The 26,164-nt window shown below is 68.4% G+C and carries 26 protein-coding genes; 13 read left to right on the forward strand and 13 right to left on the reverse strand.

What is annotated here, in order from left to right; all coding sequences use genetic code 11:
- Positions 1 to 57 precede the first annotated feature (57 nt).
- A complete protein-coding gene (nusA, locus tag NCO8_RS04305; protein WP_067636432.1) occupies positions 58 to 1,086 on the reverse strand; it encodes a transcription termination factor NusA in 1,029 nt (342 codons plus the stop codon).
- The gene (rimP, locus tag NCO8_RS04310) at positions 1,083 to 1,712 is read right to left on the reverse strand and encodes a ribosome maturation factor RimP (RefSeq protein ID WP_067496432.1); all 630 of its coding nucleotides are present in this window, start codon (positions 1,710 to 1,712) and stop codon (positions 1,083 to 1,085) included. Before rimP ends, nusA begins: the two co-directional genes overlap by 4 nt.
- A gap of 181 nt (positions 1,713 to 1,893) precedes the next feature.
- Here rimP and NCO8_RS32310 point away from each other — a divergent pair, with 181 nt between their 5' ends.
- Positions 1,894 to 2,865: a superantigen-like protein SSL4 gene (locus NCO8_RS32310; RefSeq protein WP_245655227.1), complete on the forward strand. Its 972-nt coding sequence runs from the start codon at positions 1,894 to 1,896 to the stop codon at positions 2,863 to 2,865.
- A complete protein-coding gene (locus tag NCO8_RS04320) occupies positions 2,862 to 3,293 on the forward strand; it encodes a ferritin-like domain-containing protein (RefSeq protein WP_067636434.1) in 432 nt (143 codons plus the stop codon). Before NCO8_RS32310 ends, NCO8_RS04320 begins: the two co-directional genes overlap by 4 nt.
- 358 nt (positions 3,294 to 3,651) lie before the next feature.
- Here NCO8_RS04320 and NCO8_RS04325 read toward each other — a convergent pair whose 3' ends face one another.
- Both NCO8_RS04325 and NCO8_RS04330 read right to left on the reverse strand, forming a co-directional pair.
- Positions 3,652 to 5,403 (reverse strand): acyl-CoA dehydrogenase family protein, encoded by a 1,752-nt coding sequence (locus NCO8_RS04325; RefSeq protein WP_067496425.1) that lies wholly within the window; start codon positions 5,401 to 5,403, stop codon positions 3,652 to 3,654.
- Between the two features lie 137 nt (positions 5,404 to 5,540).
- Entirely contained in the window at positions 5,541 to 7,289 is a 1,749-nt protein-coding gene (locus NCO8_RS04330; protein WP_067636436.1) for a proline--tRNA ligase, read from the reverse strand.
- Positions 7,290 to 7,559: 270 nt separating this feature from the next.
- Between NCO8_RS04330 and ehuB the strand changes: the two genes are divergently transcribed.
- From ehuB to NCO8_RS04360, 6 genes are all read left to right on the forward strand, one after another.
- A complete protein-coding gene (gene ehuB, locus NCO8_RS04335; RefSeq protein WP_067496419.1) occupies positions 7,560 to 8,447 on the forward strand; it encodes an ectoine/hydroxyectoine ABC transporter substrate-binding protein EhuB in 888 nt (295 codons plus the stop codon).
- Positions 8,448 to 8,454: 7 nt separating this feature from the next.
- The gene (gene ehuC, locus NCO8_RS04340) at positions 8,455 to 9,171 is read left to right on the forward strand and encodes an ectoine/hydroxyectoine ABC transporter permease subunit EhuC (RefSeq protein WP_067636438.1); all 717 of its coding nucleotides are present in this window, start codon (positions 8,455 to 8,457) and stop codon (positions 9,169 to 9,171) included.
- The gene (ehuD, locus tag NCO8_RS04345; protein ID WP_067636439.1) at positions 9,168 to 9,815 is read left to right on the forward strand and encodes an ectoine/hydroxyectoine ABC transporter permease subunit EhuD; all 648 of its coding nucleotides are present in this window, start codon (positions 9,168 to 9,170) and stop codon (positions 9,813 to 9,815) included. The genes ehuC and ehuD overlap by 4 nt, the downstream gene beginning before the upstream one ends.
- 4 nt (positions 9,816 to 9,819) lie before the next feature.
- Positions 9,820 to 10,575, forward strand: a complete 756-nt coding sequence (ehuA, locus tag NCO8_RS04350; RefSeq protein WP_067636442.1) for an ectoine/hydroxyectoine ABC transporter ATP-binding protein EhuA — start codon at positions 9,820 to 9,822, stop codon at positions 10,573 to 10,575.
- Positions 10,576 to 10,686: 111 nt separating this feature from the next.
- Positions 10,687 to 11,430 carry a peroxide stress protein YaaA gene (gene yaaA / locus NCO8_RS04355; protein ID WP_067636444.1) on the forward strand — a complete coding sequence of 248 codons (744 nt, stop codon included), beginning with the start codon at positions 10,687 to 10,689 and terminating at the stop codon, positions 11,428 to 11,430.
- Positions 11,431 to 11,517: 87 nt separating this feature from the next.
- On the forward strand, positions 11,518 to 12,771 hold the full coding sequence (locus tag NCO8_RS04360; RefSeq protein WP_067636446.1) for a DUF1444 domain-containing protein: 1,254 nt from the start codon (positions 11,518 to 11,520) through the stop codon (positions 12,769 to 12,771).
- Here the strand turns inward: NCO8_RS04360 and NCO8_RS04365 are convergent.
- From NCO8_RS04365 to NCO8_RS04375, 3 genes are all read right to left on the reverse strand, one after another.
- Positions 12,768 to 13,442: an NADPH-dependent F420 reductase gene (locus NCO8_RS04365; protein WP_067636448.1), complete on the reverse strand. Its 675-nt coding sequence runs from the start codon at positions 13,440 to 13,442 to the stop codon at positions 12,768 to 12,770. The genes NCO8_RS04360 and NCO8_RS04365 overlap by 4 nt on opposite strands.
- Before the next feature lie 65 nt (positions 13,443 to 13,507).
- The gene (locus tag NCO8_RS04370) at positions 13,508 to 13,900 is read right to left on the reverse strand and encodes a VOC family protein (protein WP_067636726.1); all 393 of its coding nucleotides are present in this window, start codon (positions 13,898 to 13,900) and stop codon (positions 13,508 to 13,510) included.
- On the reverse strand, positions 13,900 to 14,181 hold the full coding sequence (locus NCO8_RS04375) for an ArsR/SmtB family transcription factor (protein ID WP_067636728.1): 282 nt from the start codon (positions 14,179 to 14,181) through the stop codon (positions 13,900 to 13,902). The genes NCO8_RS04370 and NCO8_RS04375 overlap by 1 nt, the downstream gene beginning before the upstream one ends.
- Positions 14,182 to 14,349: 168 nt before the next feature.
- Here NCO8_RS04375 and NCO8_RS04380 point away from each other — a divergent pair, with 168 nt between their 5' ends.
- Positions 14,350 to 15,186 (forward strand): SGNH/GDSL hydrolase family protein, encoded by an 837-nt coding sequence (locus tag NCO8_RS04380; RefSeq protein ID WP_245655228.1) that lies wholly within the window; start codon positions 14,350 to 14,352, stop codon positions 15,184 to 15,186.
- A 25-nt stretch (positions 15,187 to 15,211) separates the two neighbouring features.
- Positions 15,212 to 15,856 carry a LysE family translocator gene (locus NCO8_RS04385; RefSeq protein WP_067636450.1) on the forward strand — a complete coding sequence of 215 codons (645 nt, stop codon included), beginning with the start codon at positions 15,212 to 15,214 and terminating at the stop codon, positions 15,854 to 15,856.
- On the opposite strand, the gene NCO8_RS04390 is transcribed toward NCO8_RS04385, so the two are convergent.
- Positions 15,853 to 16,476 (reverse strand): HD domain-containing protein, encoded by a 624-nt coding sequence (locus tag NCO8_RS04390; protein WP_067636452.1) that lies wholly within the window; start codon positions 16,474 to 16,476, stop codon positions 15,853 to 15,855. The two genes, NCO8_RS04385 and NCO8_RS04390, sit on opposite strands and share 4 nt — an antisense overlap.
- Positions 16,477 to 16,594: 118 nt before the next feature.
- Here NCO8_RS04390 and NCO8_RS04395 point away from each other — a divergent pair, with 118 nt between their 5' ends.
- A complete protein-coding gene (locus NCO8_RS04395) occupies positions 16,595 to 17,008 on the forward strand; it encodes a PPOX class F420-dependent oxidoreductase (protein WP_067636454.1) in 414 nt (137 codons plus the stop codon).
- A gap of 2 nt (positions 17,009 to 17,010) precedes the next feature.
- Here the strand turns inward: NCO8_RS04395 and NCO8_RS04400 are convergent, their stop codons facing one another.
- The 3 genes from NCO8_RS04400 to NCO8_RS04410 all read right to left on the reverse strand — a co-directional run bounded on the left by NCO8_RS04400 (position 17,011) and on the right by NCO8_RS04410 (position 21,283).
- Complete coding sequence (locus tag NCO8_RS04400; RefSeq protein WP_243749699.1) at positions 17,011 to 18,462, reverse strand: MFS transporter; 1,452 nt, start codon at positions 18,460 to 18,462, stop codon at positions 17,011 to 17,013.
- An 87-nt stretch (positions 18,463 to 18,549) separates the two neighbouring features.
- Positions 18,550 to 19,806, reverse strand: a complete 1,257-nt coding sequence (cobA, locus tag NCO8_RS04405; protein WP_067636456.1) for a uroporphyrinogen-III C-methyltransferase — start codon at positions 19,804 to 19,806, stop codon at positions 18,550 to 18,552.
- A gap of 130 nt (positions 19,807 to 19,936) precedes the next feature.
- Entirely contained in the window at positions 19,937 to 21,283 is a 1,347-nt protein-coding gene (locus tag NCO8_RS04410) for a DoxX family protein (protein WP_067636458.1), read from the reverse strand.
- 193 nt (positions 21,284 to 21,476) lie between these two features.
- Between NCO8_RS04410 and NCO8_RS04415 the strand changes: the two genes are divergently transcribed.
- A complete protein-coding gene (locus tag NCO8_RS04415) occupies positions 21,477 to 22,607 on the forward strand; it encodes a phosphotransferase family protein (protein WP_067636460.1) in 1,131 nt (376 codons plus the stop codon).
- A 14-nt stretch (positions 22,608 to 22,621) separates the two neighbouring features.
- On the forward strand, positions 22,622 to 23,713 hold the full coding sequence (locus NCO8_RS04420) for an Rv3169 family protein (protein ID WP_067636732.1): 1,092 nt from the start codon (positions 22,622 to 22,624) through the stop codon (positions 23,711 to 23,713).
- An 84-nt stretch (positions 23,714 to 23,797) separates the two neighbouring features.
- Here the strand turns inward: NCO8_RS04420 and NCO8_RS04425 are convergent, their stop codons facing one another.
- Positions 23,798 to 25,396, reverse strand: a complete 1,599-nt coding sequence (locus NCO8_RS04425) for a TROVE domain-containing protein (protein ID WP_067636462.1) — start codon at positions 25,394 to 25,396, stop codon at positions 23,798 to 23,800.
- Positions 25,397 to 25,776: 380 nt separating this feature from the next.
- The gene (locus NCO8_RS30410; protein WP_245655229.1) at positions 25,777 to 26,160 is read right to left on the reverse strand and encodes a cobalamin biosynthesis protein; all 384 of its coding nucleotides are present in this window, start codon (positions 26,158 to 26,160) and stop codon (positions 25,777 to 25,779) included.
- Between the last annotated feature and the right edge of the window lie 4 nt (positions 26,161 to 26,164).

Genomic DNA, 26,164 nt, shown 5'->3' on the forward strand with positions numbered 1-26,164 from the left:
TCCCCTTCCGAAGTTATCAACCTGTCATCCGGTGGCCGATATTCCGACGTGTCCGCGTCAACTACGGTGCGCCTGCGGACGTGCCGAATCGTCGGTCTCCGGCGCGGCGTCGCTGCGGATATCGATGCGCCAGCCCGTCAGGCGGGCAGCCAGGCGGGCATTCTGCCCCTCCTTGCCGATGGCGAGGGAGAGCTGGAAATCGGGCACGATCACCCGCGCGGCGCGCGCCTCGGGGTCGACGACAGTGACCGAAACCACTTTCGACGGCGAGAGCGCATTACCGACGAAGGTCGCCGGATCCTCGGCGTAATCGATGATGTCGATCTTCTCGCCCGCCAGTTCGCTCATCACGTTGCGCACGCGCTGCCCCATCGGGCCGATACAGGCGCCTTTGGCGTTCACGCCGGGCACAGTCGAACGGACCGCGATCTTGGAGCGGTGCCCCGACTCGCGGGCCACCGCGACGATCTCGACGGAACCGTCGGCGATCTCGGGCACCTCCAGCGAGAACAGCCGCCGCACCAGGTTGGGGTGGGTGCGCGAGAGCTGGATCTGCGGACCACGCGGACCACGCGACACACCGTAGACGTAGCACTTGATCCGGTCGCCGTGCTCGTAGGTCTCACCGGGCACCTGCTCCGCGGGCGGGATCAGGCCCTCGGCGCCGTTGGCCTCGCTGCCGATGCGCACCACGACGATGCCGCGCGCGTTGGCCCTCGCGTCGCGCTGGACGACGCCGCCGACGATGTCGCCCTCGTGGGTGGAGAACTCGCCGAAGGACTTCTCGTTCTCGGCGTCACGCAGCCGCTGCAGCACCACCTGGCGGGCGGTGGTCGCGGCGATGCGGCCGAAACCCTCAGGGGTGTCGTCCCATTCGGAGACGAGGTTGCCGTCGGCGTCGAGTTCGCGCGCCATCACCCGGACCACGCCGGTCTTCTGGTTGATGTCGATGTAGGCGTTGGGCTGGTGCCCCTCGGTGTGCCGGTAGGCGGTGAGCAGCGCCGACTCGATCGCCGAGATCACGGTCTCGATCGGGATCCCCTTGTCGGCGACGATCGCGCGCAAGGCTTCGATTTCGATGTTCATTCCGCAACCCCTTCGGTGGGAGTGTCACTGTGTTGGCCTGCTGCGGCGAGGTCGGCGGGTTCGTCGCCCGGGACGGGGCGGCCCGCGGCGATTCCACCGGCGAGTTCGAGTTCGGCGGCGCCGGGTGCGTTGAATTCGACCTGGACGACCGCGGTGGCGATGTCGGCGAGGGGCACGTGCACCCGGTGCGGCTTGTTCCTGCCGCCGAGCACGAGCGCGATGGTGCCGTCGTCGGCGAGCTGACCGACGCGCGCCTCGAACTTCTTCTTGCCCTCGACGGGTTCGGCGCCGTCGGCCAGGCCGACCTTCACCTTGCGGCCCTGGGCGCGGCGCCAGTGCCGGTCGGTGGTCAACGGCCGGTCGACGCCGGGGGTGGTCACTTCGAGCAGATAGGCGGATTCGCCGAAATCACCCGCCGCGTCGAGCGACTCGGACATCTCGCGGCTCAGGTCGGCGATCGCGTCGAGGTCGGCGGGACCGTCGCTGTCCACGGTGACCTTCACCCGAACCGGAGCCAGTTCGTCCTTGCCCGCGGCCGCGATCGCGACGCCCTCGAGGTCGAAACCCCGGCGTGCGACGAGCTCAGCGACGAGCTGGCTCACCCTTTCCTCGGTGGGCATCGGCATATGGGCGGCTCCTGGTTCAGTTGTGACGCGATCGGAAATTTCTACGCCGAAGGTCTAGCGTAACGCGCCACGAGAGTGTAAAGGACCAGCCACCGGGCGGTGCGCACCGGTCCGTGTCGGCGTGCCCGGCGCGATCGCCGCGTGGCGAACCGCCGCCGCGAGATCTGGCACGATGGTCCACGTGCATCACCGCCATACCGTCCCGCCGAGTGCCGGGCGACCTTCCGGCATGCGCACCGACCACCGCGATCCCCACCCGCCGACCAGCGGGTTCGCGCGTGAAGTCGTGCGGTCGGCCACCGCCTCGGCCGTCGCGACGACTGTCGAACTCGCCGTCGCGCCGAGCACCCACACTGCCGCGCAGACTGCCGAGCACCCGCAGTCGCCGACCACCGACACCGCCGTGCCGCACGCGAAGTCGGCACAGCACGCTGCCACGCCGACTGCCAACGTCGCCGTACCACACGCGAAGTCGACAGAGCACGCTATCCAGCACCCGAAGTCGCCGACCGCCAACACCGCTATACCGCACTCGACGTCGACGGAGTGTGTTGCCGCGCCGGGTGCCAGGCACGCGAAGTCGACGGAGTTCTCACCCGTACCGGCCGCCGGAAGTGCCGCGCGCACCTGGCGTCGGCGGACGGTGCTGAGGCTGGTCGGAGCAGGCGCTGTCGCGGTGCCCGCGGTCGCCGTCCTGGCGTCGTGCGCCGAGGACGACACCGTGCATGCGCCGGATCCCCTTGCCGCACACGAGGTTCTGGCTCGCGCAGATGCCGCCGCCGCGACGGCCGCGATCGCGCTCGCACCGCAGGCGCAGGCCGCGCTGACGACCGTCGCCACCGAACGCACCGCCCACGCCGACGCCTTGCGCGCCGAGATCGACCGGGTGATCGGCGTCTACGGCGACGGAACCACTCCTGTACACCGCACCGGCGTCGTCACCGTGCCGGGTTCCGATGGCGCGCCGGTGCCCGCCGCCGATCTGGTCTCCGCAGCGCAGCAGCCGATCAGCGTCGAGCAGTTGCGTGCGCGCCTGCAGCATTCCCAGCAGGCCGCAGCGACCTTGGCCCGCACCGAATCCGGTTACCGCGCAGGGCTTCTGGCCTCGATCAGCGCGGCCTGTGCCACCGAGGCGGGAGTTCTGCTGTCATGACCGGTCAACGTGAAGCGCTGCAACGCGCCCTCGACACCGAGTACGCGGCCGTGTACTCCTACGGCCTGATCGCCGCCTACGCCAACAGCGATCGGTCGCGCCTGGTCGCGGAGTTCAGTGCCGCGCACCGCGCCCGCCGGGACGCGACGATCGAGCTGCTCGAAGCCGGTGGCTCCGCACCCGAGGCACCCGACGCCGCCTACAACCCACCGTTCCCGGTCGACGACCCGATCCCGGCCGCACACCTCGCCGTAGCGGTCGAATCCGATTGCACCGCAGCGTGGTACGCCGTGGTCGAACAGGCCACCGAGGAGACCGTCCGGGCCGGCGCCGTCGAAGCGCTCACGGAAGCAGCGGTGCGCCGCGCCCGGTGGCAGGCGATCCTCGGCACGAACCCGGTCACCGTCAGCTTCCCGGGACGGACATAGCCCGAAGGCCCACCGGGTCACGCGGGCTTCCGTACTGGAATACCGCCCCCTCGCATCAGCCCTTCGCGAATGGAAGCGATTCCGCCCGCCCGACGCGGCCGTGCCGACCCGCGTCCATCCGTGAGGGTGGTGCCCGCCTCGCAAACCCGTGTCGCCCGGCAGCGCCATACCTGTCCGTCGGCCGTGTTCGGCGGGCGACGAGCCGTCGCGGGAGCCCTCTTGCCGAACCGTCGCGGCACTCGACGGGAACGCGCGACAGCCTTCGAGCGCACTTCGCGACCTGAGGGAGCCTCGATGGCCGCCCTACACGGCACAGCGACGGTCCCGCCCGCGGAGCAGGCCGGACCGTCGCTGTTCACTACGGACGCATCGCGTAGGCGCCGTCGTAGGACTCCACCTGCTGCCACACCCGGTCGAACCGTTCGGCGTCGGCGATCGGCGTGCGCAGGGCGGCGACCGCCCAGTTCCGCTGCGCGTCGGTGACCGACGGCTTGCCGAGCAGCGCGGTGGCCTGGGTGTTGAAGTCGCGGATCTGGAAGTCGAAGATCTGGTCGAGCACGTCGCGGTCGAGGCCGGTGAGTTCGGCCTGCTCGAGAATCAGCTGACCGTAGACCACCGTGGAGAACAGGTGGCCGATGGTGAGCATGAAGTCCAGGTCCTTCTGCTGCGCCTCGTCCGGTGCGGCGGTGAGCAGCAGCTCACGCAGCGCCTTGGCCTGCTCGTAGAAGCGGCCCACGTTCGGCACGTCGGCGGCCGCCTCGTAGGGCGGTGTCCAGTCGGCGAAGCGCACCTTGCCCGCGCCGCGCGCCGGGCCCTGCTTCCAGAAGAACTCCTCGTCGCCCGCCTCGAGCCGGGTGGGGACCGCCGGGTACTCGGCCGGGTTGAGCAGGTAGTTCGGCATGAACTTGAGGATCTGGCCCACGTTCACGTGCACCGTGCCCTCGAGCCGGGGCAGGTGGTTGATGTAGCGCGAGGCCTCGTGGAAGTAGGTGTTCTTCTCGAAACCCTTGGCCGCCAGCACATCGAGCAGCAGGGTCATGGCGACCTCGCCCTCGGAGGTGACCTTGGACTTGGTCATCGGGTTGAACAGCAGGTAGCGGCGATCCTCGAGGGAGGCGCTGCGGAAGTAGTCGACGGCCCGGTCGCTGAACAGCTTCATCGCGATCAGACGGGCGTAGGCGTCGACGAAATTGCCACGCACGTGGGCGAAGTCGGTGACCGGCTTGCCGTAGAGGATGCGGTTGTTGGAGTGGGTGATGGCCTCGAAGAACGAGTGCTCCACCATGCCGATGCTGCCGTGGCACAGGTTGAACTTGCCGACGTTGACGGTGTTGAGCGCGGCCGAGAACCCTTCGGGGCCTTCATGCAGCACGTCGGCGGCGGTCACCGGGTAGTTCTCCAGCCGGAAGTGGCTCACATACATCTGACCGTGGATGACGCTGTCGACCAGGTGGTAGTTGTCGTGGCGGGAGTCGGCGGCGAACCAGACGTAGCCGTCGGCGCCCTCGATGTCGGCGCGGCGGGAGAACACCGACACCATCGAGGCGACATTGCCGTTGCCGATGTAGTACTTCTCGCCGTTGGCGCGGAACAGGATCCCCGCCTCGGCGTCGGCGCTGCCCGGCTCGGTCGGAGTCAGGACGAGGTCGGTGTTGTAGATGTCGGCACCGTGGTCACGCTCCGACAGCGCGAAGGCCATCACCTGACCGTCGGCGAGATCGGCGGCGGCCTTGCGCTTGGCGATCTCGTTGTCGCTCTGCCAGATCGGGCCGAGGCCGAGGATCGTCACCTGCTCGGCGTACCAGTAGGCCAGCCCGTAGAAGCCGAAGATCTCCGACAGCGCCGCATTGCGCGCGGCGTCCCAGCGCTTGTTCGGGTCACCGTCGGCGTAGGCGGCCGGGGTCAGGAAGGTGGCGAACAGCTTCTCCTTCGCCACGAAGTCCAGGAAGTCCTGCACCCACAGCGCGTCCCGGTCGTCGGCCAGCAACTGCGCCTTGCCCTTGGACTCGAACCACTCGATGGTGGCTTTCAGCAGCCGCCGCGTCTCCGCATCGAAATGCTGCGGGTCGTAGGTGGCGGGGTTGAACAACAGGCTGGGCGAACTCGTCATACCCGTCAACTTATCAGCGCCCCACCCCCGACTATGCCGTCTACCTGCAGGTTTCCCCTACGTAGGCGTAAGTTCGGCGGATACGCCGATCGCGCTGCCCCACCGGCCGGCGAGACAGCGCGATCGTCGCGGACAGATCAGCCGCGGACGCGCGCGGTGACCGCGCTGACGGCGTCTTCGGCCGGGATCTCCTCGGCTTCGCCGGTCAGCCGGTTGCGGAGTTCCACCTTGCCTTCGGCCCACCCACGGCCGATGACCAGGATCCAGGGCATGCCGAGCAGTTCGGCGTCCTTGAACTTCACGCCGGGAGAGGCGGTGCGGTCGTCGAAGAGGACCTCGAGGCCTTCGGCGTTCAGCCCGGCGACCACGTGTTCGGCGCCGTCGCGGGCGGCGGCGTCCTTGTTGGCGATCACCACGTGCACGTCGAAGGGGGCGACTTCGGCGGGCCAGCGCAGGCCCTTCTCGTCGTGCTGCTGTTCGGCGATCACCGCGACCATGCGGGAGATGCCGATGCCGTAGGAACCCATGGTGAGGCGCACGGGCTTGCCGTTCTCGCCGAGCACGTCCACGTCGAAGGCGTCGGTGTATTTGCGGCCGAGCTGGAAGATGTGGCCGATCTCGATGCCACGCGCCGACACCAGCGGACCGGCGCCGTCGGGCGAGGGGTCGCCGTCGCGGACCTCGGCGGCCTCGATGGTGCCGTCGGGGGTGAAGTCACGTCCGGCGACCAGGCCGACGACGTGCCTGCCCTGCTGGTCGGCACCGGTGATCCAGGAGGTGCCGTCGACGACGCGGGGATCGACCAGGTAGCGAACACCGTTGGCCTGCAAGCCCTTCGGGCCGATGTAGCCCTTCGCCAGGAACGGGTTGGCGGTGAAGTCCGCCTCGGTGAGCAGTTCCACCATCGCGGGTTCGACAGCGGCCTCGAGGCGCTTGTCGTCGACCTCGCGGTCACCGGGGATGCCGATGCCGACGATCTCGGACTTGCCGTCGGGGTGACGCAGCTTCACCATCACGTTCTTCAACGTGTCGGCCGCGGTGACTTCGCGATCGAGCACCTTCGCCTCGTTGGCCCAGTCGACCAGGGTGGCGATGGTCGGCGTGTTCGGGGTGTCGTGTTCGACGGCGGCGGGCAGCCCGTCGATGGGCAGCGGCGCGGGGGCGGGGGTGACCACGGCTTCCACGTTGGCGGCGTACCCGGATTCCACGCAGCGCACATAGGTGTCCTCACCCACGGGGCTCTCGGCGAGGAATTCCTCCGACGCGCTACCGCCCATGGCACCGGAAGTGGCGGCCACGATCACGTACTTCACGCCGAGCCGGTCGAAGATGCGCTGGTAGGCGGCGCGGTGGGTGGCGTAGCTGGCGGCGAGACCGTCGTCGTCGAGGTCGAAGGAGTAGGAGTCCTTCATGATGAACTCGCGGCCGCGCAGGATGCCCGCGCGGGGGCGTTCCTCGTCGCGGTACTTGGCCTGGATCTGGTACAGCGTGACCGGCAGGTCCTTGTAGGAGTTGTACTCACCCTTCACGGTGAGCGCGAACAGCTCTTCGTGGGTGGGGCCGAGCAGGTAGTCGCCGCCCTTGCGGTCCTGGAGGCGGAACAGCGCGTCACCGTATTCGGTCCACCGGTTGGTGGTCTCGTAGGGCTCGCGCGGCAGCAGCGCGGGCAGGGAGATCTCCTGGGCGCCGGTGGCGTCCATCTCCTGGCGCACGACGTCCTCGATCTTGCGCAGCGTGCGCAGACCCAGCGGCAACCACGAGTACACGCCCGGGGCGACGCGGCGGACGTAGCCGGCACGCACCAGCAGTTTGTGGCTCGGCACCTCGGCGTCGGCGGGATCGTCTCGCAGGGTGCGCAGGAACAGGCGGGAGAGGCGGGTGATCACGGATGCACAGGGTAGTCCCTGGTCCGGTGGGGCCGACAGCCGATTACCACCTGAGCGCGCGGGAGGTTCCCGTCGCCGGTCCACGCCGGAAATCGCATATCAGGTTACCCATTGGAGTCGCGCGCTAATCAGCAGATAACAAAGCGATAACGGAACCGGGTTCGGCAAATATCGAAGCATTAGGTTTTTCACAGACGCGAATTTCCCGACGACAAAAGAAGTTTCGGTAACCTGCACATTCTGCGGCGCTACCCCTGCGAGAGGCCGACCATGCCGGACACGATTTCCCTGCCTAAGCGCTGTACAGCAGTGTTCGCCGGTGCCGCGCTCGCGGCGGCGGTGCTCGCCGGGTGCACGAAGACCGAGACCACCGAGAGCGGCCAACTCCTGCAGTCGCTGAAGGACAAGGGCACGATCACCGTGGGTTTCGCCGGTGAAGCGCCCTATTCGTTCGAGGAGGGCGGTCAGCTCACCGGCGCGACCGTGGCCCTGCACAAGGAGATCTTCGCCAACCTCGGCATCAAGACCGTCGACGGTGTGCAGACCGAGTTCGGCGCCCTCATCCCCGGCTTGCAGGCCGACCGATTCGACGCGGTGAGCGCCGGAATGTCGATCTTGCCGAAACGCTGCGAACAGGCCGCATTCAGCGAACCGGAATTCATGTATACCACCGCGCTGATGGTGAAAAAGGGAAATCCGATGAACCTCAGCGATATGCAGTCGATCAAATCCAGCGGAGCGAAGATGGCCGCGATGACAGGTGCCATCGAATCCGATTACGCCGCATCGCTCGGCATCGACGCCACCCAGGTGGCCACCCCGCAGGACGGCATGGACGCGGTCACCTCGGGCCGCGCCGACGTATTCGCCCTCACCGCGATCTCGCTGAACTGGCTCAAGAGCCATACCCCCGACGCTCCGGTAGATGTGACGCCGTCGTTCGTGGCCGTCATCGACGGCAAGCCGCAGGTCGGCGCCGGCGGCACGGTGTTCCGCACCACCGATCCGGACCTGCTCGCCGCCTACAACGCCGAGCTCGCCAAGATCACCGGCGACAAGGACAAGTATCTGTCCATCGTCGGCAAGTTCGGCTTCACCGAACGCGAACTGCCCGACCCGAAGTACACGACGGCCAAACTCTGCAAGGGCGAGATCTGATCGGCCGGTGAGCAAGCTCGACGCGGTACGCGATGCCCTCCCCGCGCTGTGGGACGGCATCGTCGTCACGCTGGAACTGACCATCGGCGGTGCGCTGCTCGCGTTCGTCCTCGCCCTGGCGCTCGGTACCGCCGCGCGTTTCCGCTCGCTCGCGGTGCGTGGCGGTGCCCGGGTCCTGATCGAATTCTTCCGTGGCACTTCGCTGTTGGTGCAGATCTTCTGGCTGTTCTATGTGCTGCCGCTGCTCGGCTACAAGCTCGACCCGGTGTTCTGCGGCATCCTCGCGCTCGGCCTCAACTACGGCGCCTACGGTGCCGAGGTGGTGCGCGGTGCGCTGAACGCGGTGCCGCGCGCCCAGTTCGAGGCGGCGGTGGCGCTGAATTTCAGTCCGTGGCAGCGGATGCGGCGGGTGCTGTTCCCGCAGGCGTGGGCGCTCATGCTGCCCTCGCTGACCAATCTGCTCGTTCACCTGCTCAAGGCCACGGCGCTGGCGTCGTACATCACCCTGCACGATCTGACCTACGAGATCGGGCAGCTGCGCAAGACCACCAGCGACACCCTGTTCTCCTTCGGCGTCGGCCTGGTGATCTATTTCGTTCTCGCCTACCTGCTGACCCTCGGCATGAACCTCCTGGAGACCCGCGCCAAGACCAAGCTCGGCCGAGGTGCGTCGCTGAAGGAAGTGCTGCGACTCGCCCCTGACGACGCGAAGGTGACCGCATGAACGCCCAATGGAGCTGGGAGCGCGCCCGCGACGCCCTGCCGGTGCTGTGGGACGGCTTCCAGATCACCCTGCTCGCCACCGCGCTCGGTTTCGCGCTCGCCGCCGTGCTGGGGCTGGTGATCGCGATCATCCGCCAGTCGATGCCGCGTTGGATCGCCGCACCCGTCCACGCGGTGAGCGAGTTCGTGCGGCTCACCCCGCTGGTGGTGCAGTTGCTGTTCGCCTACACCCTGCTCACCCAGTTCTCGGCGCTGCAGATCGGCATCACCGTGCTCGGTATCCATTACTCGAGCTATCTCGCCGAGGTGTACCGGGCCGGGATCGAGGCGGTACCGAAGGGACAGTGGGAGGCGGCACGCGCGTTGTCGCTACCGCCGACACGCACCTGGCGGGCGGTGGTGCTGCCACAGGCGATCCGTGCGTCGCTGCCCGCACTCGGCACCAACGCGGTGTCGATGTTCAAGGACACCCCGTTCCTGTTCGCCATCTCGGTGGTCGAACTGGTCACCTCGGCACAGCAATTCGGGGCGCGCAACTTCGCCTACCTGGAGGCGATCACCCTGGCGGGCGTGTTCTTCCTCGTCGCCAGCTACCCGACCTCCGTGCTGATCAGAAGACTGGAGAAGCGACTTGCCTACTACTGACGAGATGATTCGATTCGATCAGGTGGTCAAACGCTTCGGCGCCCTCACCGTGCTCGACCACCTCGATTTCACGGTCGGGCGTGGGGAGAAGGTCACGTTGATCGGCCCGTCGGGGTCGGGCAAGACCACGATCCTGCGCCTGTTGATGACGCTGGAAAACGTGAGCGAGGGCGTCATCCGGGTCGACGGCGAACCTCTCACCCACACCGAACGCAACGGAAAACTGGTGCCCGCCAAGGAGAAACACCTGCGGACGGTGCGCACCAAGATCGGCATGGTGTTCCAGCAGTTCAATCTGTTCCCGAACATGACGGTGCTCGAGAACATCACCGAGGCGCCGATCCACGTGCTCGGCAAGTCGAAAGACGAAGCGCGCGAGCGGGCACGGCGCCTGCTGGACGTGGTCGGCCTGGCCGACAAGGAGAACGCGCACCCCTCCCAGCTCTCGGGTGGTCAGCAGCAGCGGGTGGCGATCGCGCGGTGCTGCGCGATGGACCCGAAGGTGATGCTGCTCGACGAGGTGACCTCCGCGCTCGACCCGGAACTGGTCGGCGACGTGCTCGACGTGCTGCGCACCATCGCCGAGACCACCGACATCACCATGCTGATCGTCACCCACGAGATGCGTTTCGCCCGCGAGGTGTCGGACCGGGTGCTGATGTTCGATGCCGGGCGCATCGTCGAGCAGGGTCCGCCGGAACAGATCTTCGAGGCGCCGACCAACGAGCGGACGCGCAAGTTCTTGGAAGCGGTGCGCTGAGCACCCCCGGGATTTCGGATGCCGTAGTCGGCGAGCACGAAGACGCGGCTTTGCCGGGAGCGGCGGGGTGGGGCGCTGCGGTGATCAACGCGGCGATTACCGTTGTCGCTCGTGCTGGTGCTGCTGCCTCCCTCCGAGACCAAGTCCGACGGCGGTTCGGGCGCGCCCCTGAACCTCGACGATCTGGCGATGCCGCAGCTGAGCGCGGTGCGCGACAAGTTGATCACCGAGGTGGTCCAGTTGGCGGCCGACCCAGCCACCTCGGCTGCCGTGCTCGGGCTCGGCAAGGGCGCCGACGCCGAGATCGCCCGCAACGCGACCCTGCGCACCTCCCCCACCCGGCCCGCGCTCGAGCGCTACACCGGCGTGCTCTACGACGCGCTGGACGCGAAATCGTTCACCAAGGCGCAGCGGGCCAAGGCCTACGCCCGGCTCGGCATCGGCTCCGCCCTGTTCGGTGTGGTCCGCGCGGGCGACCCGATCCCCGCCTACCGTCTCTCCGGCGGCACTAAACTTCCCGGCCTGCCCACCCTCTCGGCCCTGTGGCGTGACGTGCTCCCCGACGCCCTCTACGCCGAAGCCGCGGGCGAGCTCGTCGTCGACCTGCGTTCGGGCACCTACCAGCAGCTCGGCCGCGTCCCCGACGCGATCACCGCCAACGTCCTCACCGAACACCCCGACGGTTCCCGCACGGTGGTGAGCCACTTCAACAAACACCACAAGGGGCTGCTCGCCCGCGCCCTCGTCCTCACCCGCGCCGACCCCACCGATATCCGCGGCGTGGCCCGGGTCGCGAGCAAAGCCGGTCTGCGCACCGAAATCGCCTCGCCCACAGAGCTTCTCATCATCACCTGAGCTCGAGGTGCGCGCCGGCCCGGTTACCGGTAACGTTCCGCGGTTCGGTCGCGTCCGGCCGGGCATGCGTGATCGAGAGAGTGCTCAATGGGTTTCGGTAGGGGTTTGTTCCGGCGTCGCGAATCTGCTTCGAGGGACGCGATTTTCGGCAAGTGGGCGGTCGACATCCTGCGGGCGTTTCCCGAGGTGGTTTCGGCGGAGTTCGATGCGTCCGAGTTCCACGTCGATGTCGTCTACGCCGACGGCGCGATACAGCAGTACGGCCTGCAGACGCCGTACCGGTTGGCCGAGGGCCTCGACGGTGAGGAAGCGGTGCAGCTGCTCGTCGAGTACCTGCGCCGTGCGGTGACGTCACGAACGGTGATGACCGAACCCGTAGCGGGCTGGTTGTCGGCGGCGCCGACGTTGCGCTCGGTGCTGCGGCCGGCCGGTGACCTCACCCTCGAGTTCCAGGGGAAACGGATCGGCGACCACATGCTGTGGCGGCCGCTGCTGCCCTGCCTCACCGAGCGCGTGGTAATCGATCTGCCGACCTCGATGCGCACAGTGTCGCCGGACGATCTGGTCGAGTGGGGTGTGGATGCCGATACCGTCTTCGCCACCGCCCGCGCCAACATGATCGACTTCGCGGTGGAGACCGTGTCGCTGTTCGACACCGAGGACGGTGTGCTGTTCCTCCCGGACGACGACGGTGATCTCTACGCGGGGTCGCTCCCGCTGGTCGACGGCTGGCTGGCCGGGCTCGGCAACAAGGCGGGTGCGCAGCCGCTGTTCTTCGTGCCTGGCAGCTACGGAGTGCTCGCCGGCGTGGCCAGTTCTCCCGAGCGGGTCTGCGAGCTGGTCGCCGCCGCCCGGGAGATGTTCGACAATGCCGTTCGACCCGTGTCACCGGCTCCTTACACGGTCGACGAGCGAGGCAGGCTGGTGCCCTTCACCGTGCCGATCGACCACCCCGCGTGGGCGGCGATCCGTTCCGCTGAGGCCGCGCTCTCCGCCCCGGTGCATGCCGCGCAGCACCGGAGCCTGCGCGCCGAGGCCGAAGCAGGCCGACTCGACGAGCACGCCGCCGAGCTGCTGCATGTACAGGCCGCCGACGGAATCGAGGAAACAGTGGCCGCGTGGACCGATACTGTGCCCACACTGCTGCCGCGGGCACACGTCGTCAGCATGGTCGACCCGACGACCGCGTCGCTGTTCCAGGTTCCGTGGGAGGTGCTGGATCGCGAAGTCGGCTTGCGGGCCGTGCCCGGCCTGTTCCCGCCCCGCTTCCTGGTCGAACATCACCCCGATCAGGCGGCGCTGGCCAGGTTGCGGGCCGCGGGGAGGTGGGGAACGGGTTAGATCTGCGCCGCCGCGAGGGCCGCGCGCACCTCGTCGGCACTCGCGGGCTTCGACGCGGGCGGCCAGTTGCTGTCGGCGGCGTAGGGGTGGACGTAGACCGGCGTATCCCTTTGGGAGCGGCGGCTTTCCGGGAGACCACCACCGTCGACAACGTCGTAACCGAGGCTGTCGATGAACTCGGTGGCCAGCTTCTTGGCGTCGGCGTCGTCACCGAAGATCGGCAGGGCGGAGCGGTCGGCGGCGCCTGCGGGCCGGGCGAGTTCGGCCAGGTTGGCGTAGGCGATGTTGTTGAACGCCTTGACCACCTTCGACTCGGGCAGGTGCGCTTGCAGCAGTTCGCTGGTGGTGGTCTCGTCGGCGTCGAGTTCGGGGAACGCGCCGTCACGCTCGGGGTAGTAGTTGTTGGTGTCGAACACCACCTTGCCCGCCAGTGGGGCGACGGGGACGTCGCGATACGCCTTCAACGGGACGGTGACCACCACGTAGTCACCGGCCTCGGCCGCTTCGGCGGGGGTGGCCGCGCGGGCGCGAGGGCCGAGTTCGGCCACCAGGTCCGCCAGGGTTTCCGGGCCACGCGAATTGCTGAGGACCACGTCGTGACCCGCGTCGACCGCGAGCCGGGCCAGGGTGGAACCGATGAATCCGCTACCGATCAATCCGAGTGTCGTCATGTGCCGGGTCAACCGACGGGGCGCCACGATTGTTCCCCGTGGAAACTGCGCGGCGCCCCGGTGCGCTATTCGCTGACAGGCGAGTTCAAAGAGATGAGATTGCCGCAGGTGTCGTCGAAGACGGCGGAGGTCACCTGGCCCATGGGCTGGGGCGGCTGGGTGAAGAAGACACCCAGGTCGGTCAGGCGGCGGTATTCGGCGTCGATGTCGTCGACGGTGAAGATCATCATCGGAATACCGTCGGCGCTCAGGGCCGTCTTGTAGGCCTTCGCGGCAGGGTGCTGGTCGGGCTCGAGCAGCAGTTCGATGCCGTCGGGGTCGGCGGGCGAGACCACGGTCAGCCATGAGTACTCACCAAGGGGCACTTTGTGTTTCACCTGGAAACCGAGCACCTCGGTGTAGAACTTCTCGGCCTTGTCCTGGTCGTCGACGAAGACGCTGGTGACGCCGATGCGGATCATGTGTCCTCCTGGGGAATGGGCCACCGCGCCGTCAGCTCGCGCAGCGGGGTGAAGTCGCGGTAGTGGAATTTGTAGCGGCCGACGCGGCTCGTGCGAACCAGACCCGCCGCCTCGAGCACCCCGAGATGCTGGGTGATCGCCTGGCGCGAGGAGCTGATGCCGTGCTTGGTCACGAGCCTGCCGCACAGTTCGAACAGGGTCTGACCGTCACGATCGGCCAGTTCGTCGAGCAGCGCGCGTCGTGTCGAGTCCGCCAGGGCGGTGAAGATATCGCTCACGGCGAGCACTCCTTGTCTCTTCCGCAACCACCATAGGCAAGCGGCCACTTGCCTGTCAATCCAACAGATACCGTGATGCAGCACAAAGACAACGGGGTGCGCCGCCGCCTAGCCTGAACTCGGCCGACCGACCCGACGCCGACGACCGCTCGACCCCCAGGATGTTCGATGACCAACCGCATGCGCGCTCTCGTTGCGGCGCTGACCGTTTCGGTGTCCGCACTACTCTCGGCCGGAGCGCACGCCGAACCGGCGAGCGGGGCAGCCTATGTGGCCCTCGGCGATTCCGGCGCCGCGACCACCGGCGCCGCGAACCTCGACCTCACCGCTCCGCTGCAGTGCGCTCGCTCGACGGCGAACGCGCCGAAGCTGGTGGCGCAACGGCTCGGACTCACCCTGGACGACCGCACCTGCAGTTCGGCGAGGATCCCGCACCTGACCCAGCAGCAGGGACCGGGTGTAGCACCGCAGCTGGACGCACTCGGGCCTGAGACACGGCTCGTCACACTGCACATCGGCGCCAACGACGCCGACATGACTCAGTACATCCTCGGCCGGTGCCACCTGGGCGGTTGCGGGACGGACCACGGCTGGGACGAGAAGATCGACGCGATCGCCCCGAGTTACGCGGCAGCGCTGGACGACATCACCCGCCGCGCCCCGAACGCCGTCATCGTCGTCGACGGCTGGCCGACCTACCTCACCGACCACAGCTGCCCGGCCATGGCCGGACTGCGCGACGCCGACGCCGCCCACATCCAGTCCAAGTTCGAACGGCTCAACGCGGTGGTCGCGCGCGAAGCCGCCGCGCACGGTGCGATCTATGTCGACACGGTTGCCGCGTCCCGCGAGTTCGGGATGTGCGCGGATCCGTCGGTGCGCTGGTTCGACCCGATCCTGGCCGACCGCACGCTGCTGCCCTATCACCCGACCCTGGCCGGACAGCGCGGCGTGGCCGACCTCATCGTCGCCGCGATCGAATCGAACAACGCGCTCGCGCGCTGAGCGCGGCCCGGATACCGTGGCGGTCATGGTCTCCTGGGGTGCGCTGGCGTCGTTCGCCGGACTGGCGTTGCTGATCGTGCTCGTGCCGGGTCCGAGCGTGTTGTTCACCATCGGACGGGCGCTCACCGCCGGTCGGCGGACCGCGTTGCTGAACGTTGTCGGCAACTCCGTCGGGGTATACCTCCAGGTCGTCGCCGTCGCGTGTGGCGTGGGGGCGGTGGTGATGGCGTCGGCGACGGTGTTCACCGCGATCAAGCTCGTCGGCGCGGGTTACCTTGTGTACCTGGGCATTCAGGCCTTCCGGCACCGCACCCAACTGCACGATGCCATGCGGATCGGGCCCGACGGTCGCGACGACAACGCGGTCGCGGCATTGCGCGACGGGTTCATCGTCGGCCTGGCGAACCCGAAGACCATCGTCTTCTTCGCGGCGCTGCTCCCCCAGTTCGTCGACCCCGCACGCGGCGGCGTATCGCAGCAGATGTTGATCCTCGGCCTGTGCATCCCCGTGTTCGGCCTCGTGTTCGATTCACTGTGGGCGCTGGCGGCCGGCTCGGCCAGGACCTGGTTCGCACGGTCACCGCGACGCCTGGCCGCGGTCGGCGGGACAGGCGGGTTGGTGATGATCGGCCTCGGCGCATCGCTCGCGCTGACCGGGCGCAAGGACTAGCCGGACAACCCGATGAGTTCGGCTGCGAGGTTGGCGCGAGCGAGCCCCTCGTACCGCTGATAGGCCCGCGGCGTGCGGAACAGGCGCGGTTGCTCGGCGAGGTTGCGCAGCACCGAGGCACGGCCCGCGCGGAACAGGTCGTCGGGGACGTGGCGGTATTCCTCGCGGATCGCGGCCGCGTAGGCGGCGTACTCCTGCGCTGTCCCACCGAGCACGACCAGGTCGGCGTCGCAGAGCACCGCGCCGTTGGCATCGCCGGCTTCCGGGTTGTGACCGCGGGTGAGGATCACCAGGCGCATCACCTCGTGCACCAGTTCGGGTGTGGCGCCGAGTGATTCGAGCACGTCGCGAGCCAGATCGGCGCTGCGTTCCTCGTTGTCGGCGCGGTCGACAGCGTAGATCGCGTCGTGGAAGAAGGCCGCGTAGCGCACGGCGTCGATATCGGTTGCGGCATCGGCCAATTCGTCGATGGCGGCGAGCATCACCGACAGGTGGGTGAGGGTGTGGTAGCGGCGGTGTGGTTCGGCGTAGCGGCCGATGATGCCGATCCCGATGGCTTCGGAGTCGGTCCCGGCCAAGGCGATCCACCGGTCGAGCAGGTTCTCCGCGAGCACAGACATCCCTCCAGTCTCATGCCGCGTCAACTGTCGGGCAACCCCGTTTCCGCCACGAGAACCCGAATACCGTTCTGCCACAACGGGCCGGAATGCCGGGCATGACCGCCGCGTTCGTACCGGTATGACCCGAACCATCACGCTGTCCGAAGAGTTGTCCACCTATATCGACAACGAGAAGGCGTATGCCACCGTCGCCACCCTCGGGCCCGACGGGCATCCGCACCTGACTGTCGTCTGGATCAAACGTGACGGCGACGACCTGCTCTTCTCCACCACCGTCGCCCGCCAGCAGGCCAAGAACCTGGCCCGCGACCCCCGCGTCACCGTGATGGTCAATCCACCCGAACGCCCGTTCGTCTATGCCGCCATCCGCGGCACCGCCACCCTCGTCCCGGATCCCGATCGTTTGCTGCCCGACGAGTTGTCCCTGAAATACACAGGTCTGCCCTACGCCGAGTTCAACCCGGCCTCGGCGGACGACGCCGAACGGGTGACGGTACGGATCACGCCGTACAAGGTGACCGGCCGCCTCTGACCTCAGGCCTTTTGGGCTTCCTCCTGGGCGTGCTGTGCCTGGGCCAGCTGAGCAGGCGTGAAGCGCAAGGTCAGCGCCACCACGGCGGCCAGCAGTGCCAGACCCGAGCAGACGAGCAGGACCGTGGTGTAGCCGCTGGTGAGCGCGTCGAGCTGCGGTCCGGTCATGGCCGACACCTTGGTGTCGGGGCTGCCGCCGAGCGACAGGGTGCGCGAGGCCGCGATCGGGCTGAGCAGTCCGATCGCGATCGGCGTCGCCAGGTTCATGAACATCTGCCCCACCGCCGAGAGCGGGCCGATATCGGACGGCGGCACGTCGACCAGCACGCACAGCGGTGCGAGCACCATCGCCACACCCACCCCGAACCCGATGACGACGAGCAACGGCAGCAGGGTGGTGAAGTAGCCGATGTGGCGATCCAGTGTCGACCCGAACAGCAGCGCCCCCGACAGCACGAGCGCGGCGCCGGTCAGCAGCCAGCGCGGCGGCACGAGCAACGCCGCCTTGGAGGCCAGCGCGCCGCCGACACCGATACCGATGGTGAACGGGATGCAGGCGATACCGGCGTGCAGCGGGCTGTAGCCGAGCGAGTTCTGCAGCATCTGGGCGACGAAGAAGGTCATCGCGCCGAGCACCGCGCCCGCCAGGAAGATCAGCAGGAAGGTCGAGTTGCGGTCGCGGCTGTCGAACAGCGACCACGGCAGCAGCGGGTCGGCCTCGTTGCGCTCGATGAGCACGAACGCCACGAGCAGCACGACGCCGACGATCAGCGAGGTCAGGATGACCGGGCTGCCCCACCCCCACGACGGCCCCTCGGTGGCGCCGAACACGACCAGCGCGCAGGCGAGAGTGCCCAGCACCGCACCCTTCACGTCGAGGGGCGCCCGGTGGTGGGCGGTGTCGGAGAGCGTGTACATCGCGCCGACCACGATCAGCGCGCCGATCGGCACATTGATGAGGAAGATCATCCGCCACGACATCTCGGTGAGCAGACCACCGATCACCAGGCCGCTCACCGACCCGATCCCGGCCATCGATCCGACGACGGCCACCGCCTGGTTGCGTGCCTTACCCGGCGCGAAAGTGGTGGCGACAAGCGCGAACGCGGTCGGTGCCGCGATCGCCGCGCCCGCACCCTGGAAGGCGCGTGCGATCAGCAGCGCCAGCTCGCCCTGGGCGAGGCCGCAGGCCAGCGAGGCGGCGGTGAACAGGCCGACACCGGTGATGAGCATGCGTTTGCGGCCGAAGACGTCACCGAGGCGGCCGCCGAGCAGCATCATGCCCGCGAAGGTGAGGCCGTAGGCGGTGACGGTCCACGCGCCGCCCGAGCTGGACAGGCCGAGTTCGTCCTGCAGGCGGGGCAGCGCGAAGATCACGACGGTGCCGTCGAGCACGACCATGAACTGCAGGCCGCTGAGAACGATGATCGCGAGCCCGAAGGCCGACTGCTTCACCGGGGACTGCTTCGAGGCAGCGGGGTTTTCGAGCACAGTCGACCACTGTAAACGACACCGTCGGCGCCACCCGCCGTGATCGTGACCTCAGGCGGGATCGGCGGCCTCGGCGCCGAAGGCCGCCGTCGGCCCGATGACGATGATCGCGGGCGGCCGGATGCCCTCCTGCTTGACCCGCTCGGCGACGGTGGCCAGGTCGGCGTGCACCACCCGCTGGGTGCGCAGGGTGCCCTCCTGGATGACGGTGGCCGGGGTGTCGGCGGGCTTGCCGCCGTCGAGCAGGGCGGCGGCGAACTTGTCGATGCGTTCCACGGCCATCATCAGCACGAGGGTGCCGCGCAGCTTGGCCAGCGCCGACCAGTCGACCAGCGAGTCCGGGTGATCCGGGGCGACGTGTCCGCTCACGACCACGAATTCGTGGGTCACCCCACGATGGGTCACCGGGATGCCCGCGGCACCGGGTACCGAGATGGGGCTGGTGATGCCGGGTACCACCGTCACCGGGATGCCCGCCTCGGCGCACGCCTCGAGCTCCTCGTACCCGCGCCCGAAGACGTACGGGTCGCCGCCCTTGAGCCGGACGACGAACTTGCCCGCCTTCACGCCCTCGACGAGGGCGAGGTTGATCGCCTCCTGCGCCATGGACCGGCCGTAGGGGATCTTCGCCGCGTCGATGACCTCGACGTGCGGGCCGAGTTCGGCAAGCAGTTCCGGCGGGGCGAGCCGGTCGGCGACAACCAGGTCGGCGCGGGCGAGCAGGCGGCGGCCGCGCACGGTGATGAGGTCGGGGTCGCCCGGCCCACCACCTACGAGCGCGACACCGGGCGTCACGGGTTCCGAATCATCGGTCACCACACCGGATTGCAGTGCTTCGAGCAGACCGTTGCGGACGGCGGCCGAGCGGCGGTGCGCACCGCCGGCGAGGACGCCGAGGGTGAGACCGTCGTAGCGGGCGGTCGCCGGGGTGACGGCGGTGCCGTCGCGGGCGATGTCGGCGCGCACGCAGAAGATCCGTTTGGCGGTGGCCTCGGCGACCACGGCGGCATTGGTCTCGGGTTCGTCGGTGCAGGCCATCGCGTACCAGGCCTCGTCGAGGTCACCGTCGCGGTAGTCGCGCAGTTCCACGGTGAGTTGCCCCGCTGTTGCCATGCCCTCCACGGCGGGGGTCACGGCCCGGCTGATCACGTGCACCCGCGCACCCGCGGCCACGAGCAGCCCGAGCCGACGCTGGGCGACGGTGCCGCCGCCGACGACAACGACTCTTCGTCCACGCAGATCGAGCCCGACCAGGTAGTTCGGGTCCCCGGCGGGCTGGGTCGATGCGGTGTCAGACGTGTTCGGCACAATGTCCGAGCCTAGTTCGTGACGTGCTGATCCCCGCACCCACCCGGCCGTTGCGGTGTCGGCCCGCTGCCTCGTGCCGGTCGGCCCGATGGACGCCGCTCCGCCCGCGCCCCGCCGCACCGTGCACGGCTCAGCCCAGGTAGGGATTGTTCTGCACCCACCGGAACCCGGTGCCGCGCAAGGGGAAACTGTCGAGGTCGACGCGGGTGAGGACGACGGTGGCCTGCTTGCCCGCGATCTCGCCGCGCAGGGTGAGCCGGTCGTCGGCGCGGTCCACGGCCAGGGTCGCGTACGGTGACGGCGCCTGATCGGGTGCGGTCGGGGCGGTTGCGAGCGTGAGGTTCGCGGCCGCGGGGTCGACGGTGGCCATGACCGGGACGATCGTGTCGTCCATGCGCTGATAGCCCGCCGAGCCCTTGTCCACGATGAGGCGCTGCCAGCGCACGGGATCGGTGGTCAGCGGTGCCACCGGCACCTGGTCCATCGAGAACTCCGACACCTCCCAGATGCCGTACAGCTCCGGTTCCGGTACGCCCCCGCCGTATTCGCGCCACGAGTCCGTGGTCACCACGATCATTCCGGCCACGATCCACACCGCCGCCGCGACCTGCGCCACGGTGGCCCACCGGTTCGCCCGCGCGGACCGGAACAGCGCGGGCTGCACCATCGGACCCGATGTACGTTCCAGCACAAGCACATCCAGTAGCCGCCGCGCCTGCGGGGCGAGCAGCACCAGGCTCATCAGCAGCAGGTGGCCGGACAGCATCTTCACCGGCACGTCGAAGGTGAGGTTCAGCAGGAACACCTGGGCCATGCTGATCACGCTGAGCATGGCGCCGAGCGTCGCGGTGCGCGGCCAGAACAGCAGCAGCCCCGCGAGCACCTCGGCGGCACCCAGCGCCACCTCGTAGGCCGGTGCCGAACCGACCTGCGTCCACAGCATCGCCATCGGGCTCAGGTCGCCTACCCGGGTGAGCAGGGTGGTCAGCGCCGGTTCGGGCATCTGGGTGGGGACCAGTTTCGTGAAACCGTAGAACAGCATCTGCCCGCCTACAGCCAGGCGCAGGCCGGTGAGGAACCAGCTCGCCACCCGGGGATAGGCGCGGCGGCGGCGGTCGAGAATCGACCACACCACGGTGACCAGGATCGCGACGATCAGCACCAGCCCGCACTGGATCCAGATGGCGGCCTGGTCGCCGCTGCCGTTCATCTCCAGCTCGGCGTACACGCCGAATACGTGCTCGCCGATCCAGCTGCTCACGGGGGCCAGCGTGAGCAGCTGCCAGGCGACGGCGTCCTCGGGCATCTTCAGCGCGATCACGCCGAGGAAGACGAAGGTGATCTGAGCCATCCACAGGCAGAACAGGCCGAAGTAGGCGACGCAGAACCGGAACGCGATCAGGGTGAGCGGGTGCCACCTGGGCCCCGGCGCACGCACCGGCTCCTCGACTGCGCGCTCCGCGGCGACTGCGGTCACTACGTACCTCCCTATCGAAAACGGCTGTCCGGCAAGCTTTACCGACGACGACTCGCGCGCGCATCGGGGGAAACCCCGATCTTGGAGGTGTCAACCCTGAATCCCGCTCACCGACGCCCGCCTTACATTCCGGCCGGTCTTCCGGTACGCCGGTACGGAACACGTTTCACCACGCCGACAGGGGACCCCACGTATGTCCGACGACACGGACCACACCGCGCAGCAGTCGCTGACCGTCACCGAGCTCGATCTCGACGCATTCGGCGAGCGGCTCTCGGGGTGGCTGTCGGGCAAGGTCGGCGCCGACGCACCGCCGACGATCGGCAACCTCAGCAAGCCGGCCACCGGCGGTATGTCGAGCACCACGGTTCTGTTCGATGCCGAATGGTCGGTGAACGGGGTCGCCGAGAGCGGTTCGTTCGTCGCGCGGATGGCGCCCGAGGACTCGTCGTTTCCGGTGTTCCAGTCCTATGACCTGCCGTTGCAGTATCAGGTGATGTCGGGTGTCGCGGCGGCGTCGGAGGTGCCCGTGCCCGCCCTGCGTTGGCTCGAGACCGACGAATCACTGTTCGGTACCCCGTTTTTCGTCATGGACAAGATCGATGGCCAGGTGGTCGCCGACAATCCCCCGTACGTGTTCTTCGGCTGGGTGTTCGACGCCACCCCCGCCGAACGCGCCGGCATCACCGCCGAGACCGTCAAGGTGATCGCCCAGGTGCACGCGATCGACGGTGCCGCACAGCGCTTTCCGGCGCTCGACGGCGAAGGGTCCGCGCTGCGCAGGCATTTCGAGGCTCAGCGCGCCTGGTACCGGTGGGCGCTGGCCGACGACGGCGTCGACATCCCGCTGATCGAGCGCGCCTTCGACTGGCTGGAGGCCAACTGGCCCGCCGAGACCGGCGCCGAGGTGCTCAACTGGGGTGACGCGCGCCCCGGCAACATCCTGTTCGACGGCTTCACCCCGGCCGCCGTGCTGGACTGGGAGATGGCCACCCTGGGCCCCCGCGAGCTCGACCTGGGCTGGCTGATCTTCATCCACCGGTTCTTCCAGGACATCGCCACCCGGTTCGACCAGCCCGGCCTCGCCGACTTCCTGCGCCGCGACGACGTGGTCGCCGAGTACGAGCAGCTCACCGGCCACACCGTCACCGACCTGGACTTCTACATCGTGTACGCGGCGCTGCGCCACGCCATCGTGATGGCGCGGATCAAGCGGCGGATGATCCATTTCGGCGAGGACACCGTGCCCGACGAACGCGACGACTACATCATGCACCGGCGCGGACTCGAAGCGCTGCTCGACGGCACCTACGAATGGGACTGACGATGAACGCGATCATGCCCGTCCCCCTGGACGAATACCCGGTCCATCAGACGCCGCTGTCGCTGGCCCGGGTGGCGACCAGCGACCGGAATTTCTACGACCGCTACTACTTCAACGCCTTCGATCCCGCCGGTGACACCATGCTCATCACCGGGTTCGGCGTGTACCCGAACCTGGGTGTGGTCGATGCGTTCGCGTGCGCACGCCAGGGCGACACCCAGCTCAGTGTGCGGTTCTCCGACGCGCTCACCTCGCGTGATCTCGACACCCGCGTCGGTGGTTACCGCATCGAGGTGATCGAACCGCTGCGGAAGTTGCGCGTGGTGTGCGAGCACGACGATCTCGGTTTCGACCTCACCTGGACCGGGGCGCAGCCGGCCGTGCAGGAACAACCGCACCTGATCCTGTCCGGCACGCGGCCCATCATCGAGGCCTCGCGTTTCGCCCAATTGGGTTCGTGGGAGGGCACTCTCGCGGTGCACGGGCGCGACTACTCCGTCGACCCGGCGGTGTGGACCGGCAGCCGCGACCGCTCCTGGGGCATCCGTCCCTCCGGCGAACCCGACCCGGCGGGCAGGCCGACGGGCATGGGTGGTTTCTGGTGGTTGTACGCGCCGCTGCGGTTCCCCGATTTCGCCATCGTGGTGATCGTGCAGGAGGAACCCGACGGCACCCGCACCCTCAACAACGCGGTGCGCATCTGGAACGACGGCCGCAAGGAACAACTCGGCTGGCCGCGCATGACCTGGGTCTACGAGCCGGGCACCCGCCACCCGCGCTCGGTCCGCCTCGACATGACGACCCCCGACGGCAAGCCCCTCGAGGTCGAGATCGAGTCCCGCCCCGGCATCGCCCTGCACGTGGGCTGCGGATACGGCGCCGACCCCGACTGGACCCACGGCCGCTGGATGGGTGAGGACTGGTCGCTGTCGAGCACCTACGACCTCACCGACCCCGGCATCCGAGCCCGTGTCCCCTACGGCGTGATCGACCACATCGGCCACGCCCGCTGCGGCGACGCCGAGGGCTGGGGCCTGTTCGAACACGCCTCCATGGGCCGCCACGACCCCACCGGTTTCGCCGATTGGTCCTCGGTCGCCCCCTGAGGGTGAGGAACTTCCGCGCGAGAGGAAAGGTGCCGCCGCGACAACGAGGTCGCGGCGGCTCCGTTTTCTGTGCTGTGTGAACTTCTATGCGGCCGTGGCGAAGTCGGCCAGCAGCGACGGCACGGCGGCGTCGAAACCGGCGACGTCGAGCATGCCCGCGTCGTCGGGATCGGCGATGCTGAAGTTCGTCGCGGTCATGCCGACCACCACCAGCTTGGCTCGCGGGTTCACCTCGCGGCGGTACCGGGCCAGCGCCTGGTGCGGGTGCATCGAACCCGCCCATGTCTCGTTGTCGGTGTAAACCGAGAACACGTCGACCTCGATGCCCTTGTCCAGCGCGTGCAGGATGGGTAGCGCGCAGTCGGTTCCACCGAACGGCAGTCCCGACACCGCGCGAACGGCGTCGTCCAGGCGCTGACGCGGTGAGATCGCCAGCTCCGACAGCGCGTTCGACTGCGACCAACCCTTTCCGCCACTGGTGAATCCGACGATCTGGTGCCGGGGTTCGGTGCGGGCGGTGACCAGGGCGAGCGCGGCCGAAGCCTCGCGTGCCGACAGCGGCAGACCGCCGATCTGCGCGGTCATCGAGCCGGACACGTCGAGCGCGAGCAGGTGCCGCAGACCGGTCGGGTTCACCAACTCGAACGCCGCGTAGAACGCGGCATCGAGTGCGTCGATCACCGGAGCCGACGGCGTCCAGCTGCCCGAACCGCGTGCCGAACGCCCGGAAGCGTAGGTACGCAGAGCGATCAGCACCGAGACGGGGTGCACCCGGGCCGTGCGCAGCCGCGCCGGGTCGGTGAGCTGGGCGCAGATCGCGGCCGTCCGCGATCCGAGCGGGTCCAGCAGGCCGAGCCGGGTGAGACGCGGGAGCTGACGCAGCAGTGCTGTCTGCGGAATCCCGTTGTCCAGCAGCGCCTCCCATACTGCGGGCGAGTTCAGCGCGGCATCGGGCAGCATCTCCCAGCCGAGCCGGTACTCGCGAACCAGCGCGGGCACCTGATCGGCCGGGGCGTTCTGCGCACGCTGGAAGCCCTCGACCACGGCCAAGCCGTCGAGTTCCGTTGCGCGACCGCAGATCCAGTCGAACAACCTGCGCCGTTCGTCCTCGGTGGCCGCCGGGTGCGACAGGCGAAGCAGGTCGCGATGCGTCCAGCCTTCACGCTGGCGGTACTTGACCGCTTGGAAGGCGAGCGCGTCGACCGGCTTGTCCAGGTACCAGTTCGCCACCGCCCGGCGCAGCCCGCGACCCCAGCCGCGGAACTGCTCGATGTAGCCGGCGAACAGGAACAGGTGCGTGCCGGTGCGCGCGACCTGCGGCAGCGCGGCCAAGGCGGCCCGACGGCCGTCGACATCACCGACCGATGCGGCGGCGGCGAGCGCGAACAGCGCGGGATTCTGTCGTGGTGCGCGACCGGAGGTGGAGATCTCCACGATCTCGCGCACCAGGTCGGCGGTGTGCTCGGCCGCGTACTCGACGAGGAACTCGGCGTTGTCGGCGGTCAGCGCCGCGGGGCTCACGTAGTAGGTTCCCGATTCGGTGCCGAGCGTGAGGAAGCGGCGCACCCGTGCCTGCGGCGTGATGTCGAAAACGTAGCCACCGGCGTTGTTCACGACCTGACGATTGTCGGCCGGTGCGGACTGCGGTGTGCTGCGACGGTTGAACCGCGACAGAATATTCATTGTTCCCCTCCGATACGCCCGTGGGCGTCGATATTCGGCCCCGGACCCGACGGGGCATGTATGCGGAGTGGGGCAGGCGTGGTGTTTCGGCCGGAGACGGAAATTGCTTTCCGACGCGGGGATCGAACCCGCTTGACTTGAGAGGTCACCAGATAACCGACCGAATCCAGCCCGCCCTACTCCGTCGCAATCGCACGGCGGGCGTGTGTGTCCCGACCGGACGCGCCGAGTGCTCTACCAGGCTGAGCTACCGCCACCGCGCGGTGGCGGACAGGATTCGAACCTGCGACCGCTTGGATGAAAGGTAACCGATCAGTGCCGGCCCGCCGTACGACTGCTGGAACAGACGTTACTGTGCACGGCCGATCTTGCCCAGTGAATTAAATCGGGTCGGCGTACACCACCGCCACGACGATTCCGTCGACAATTGTTCGACCGCATGCTGATTCGCCATTCCCTGCGAGTAGTGCGGCGGCCTCCGCAACACTGGGGGTACCGACCGCGGATTCGGTGCGTGGTGAGCTGTGCGCAACCTCGACCGCGGACAATTCCTCGGCGGTGAATCCGAGCAGCGCGACTCCGAGTATCGCGGCGGCCGCCCGCACTTCCGGCTCGGCGGCTCGGGTGTCGAGCGTCGCCAGGCAGGCGATGCGGTAATCCCCGACAACCTCTTCGACGGCTCGCACGATGCGGTCCGATGTGGTGCCGGGGCGCAGACCGATGCCGACCGTGACTCGGTCCAGCGACCCCCTACCGTCCGTCACCGGC

The organism is Nocardia coubleae NBRC 108252 (genome assembly GCF_001612805.1).
In the GTDB taxonomy this organism is placed as follows: domain Bacteria; phylum Actinomycetota; class Actinomycetes; order Mycobacteriales; family Mycobacteriaceae; genus Nocardia; species Nocardia coubleae.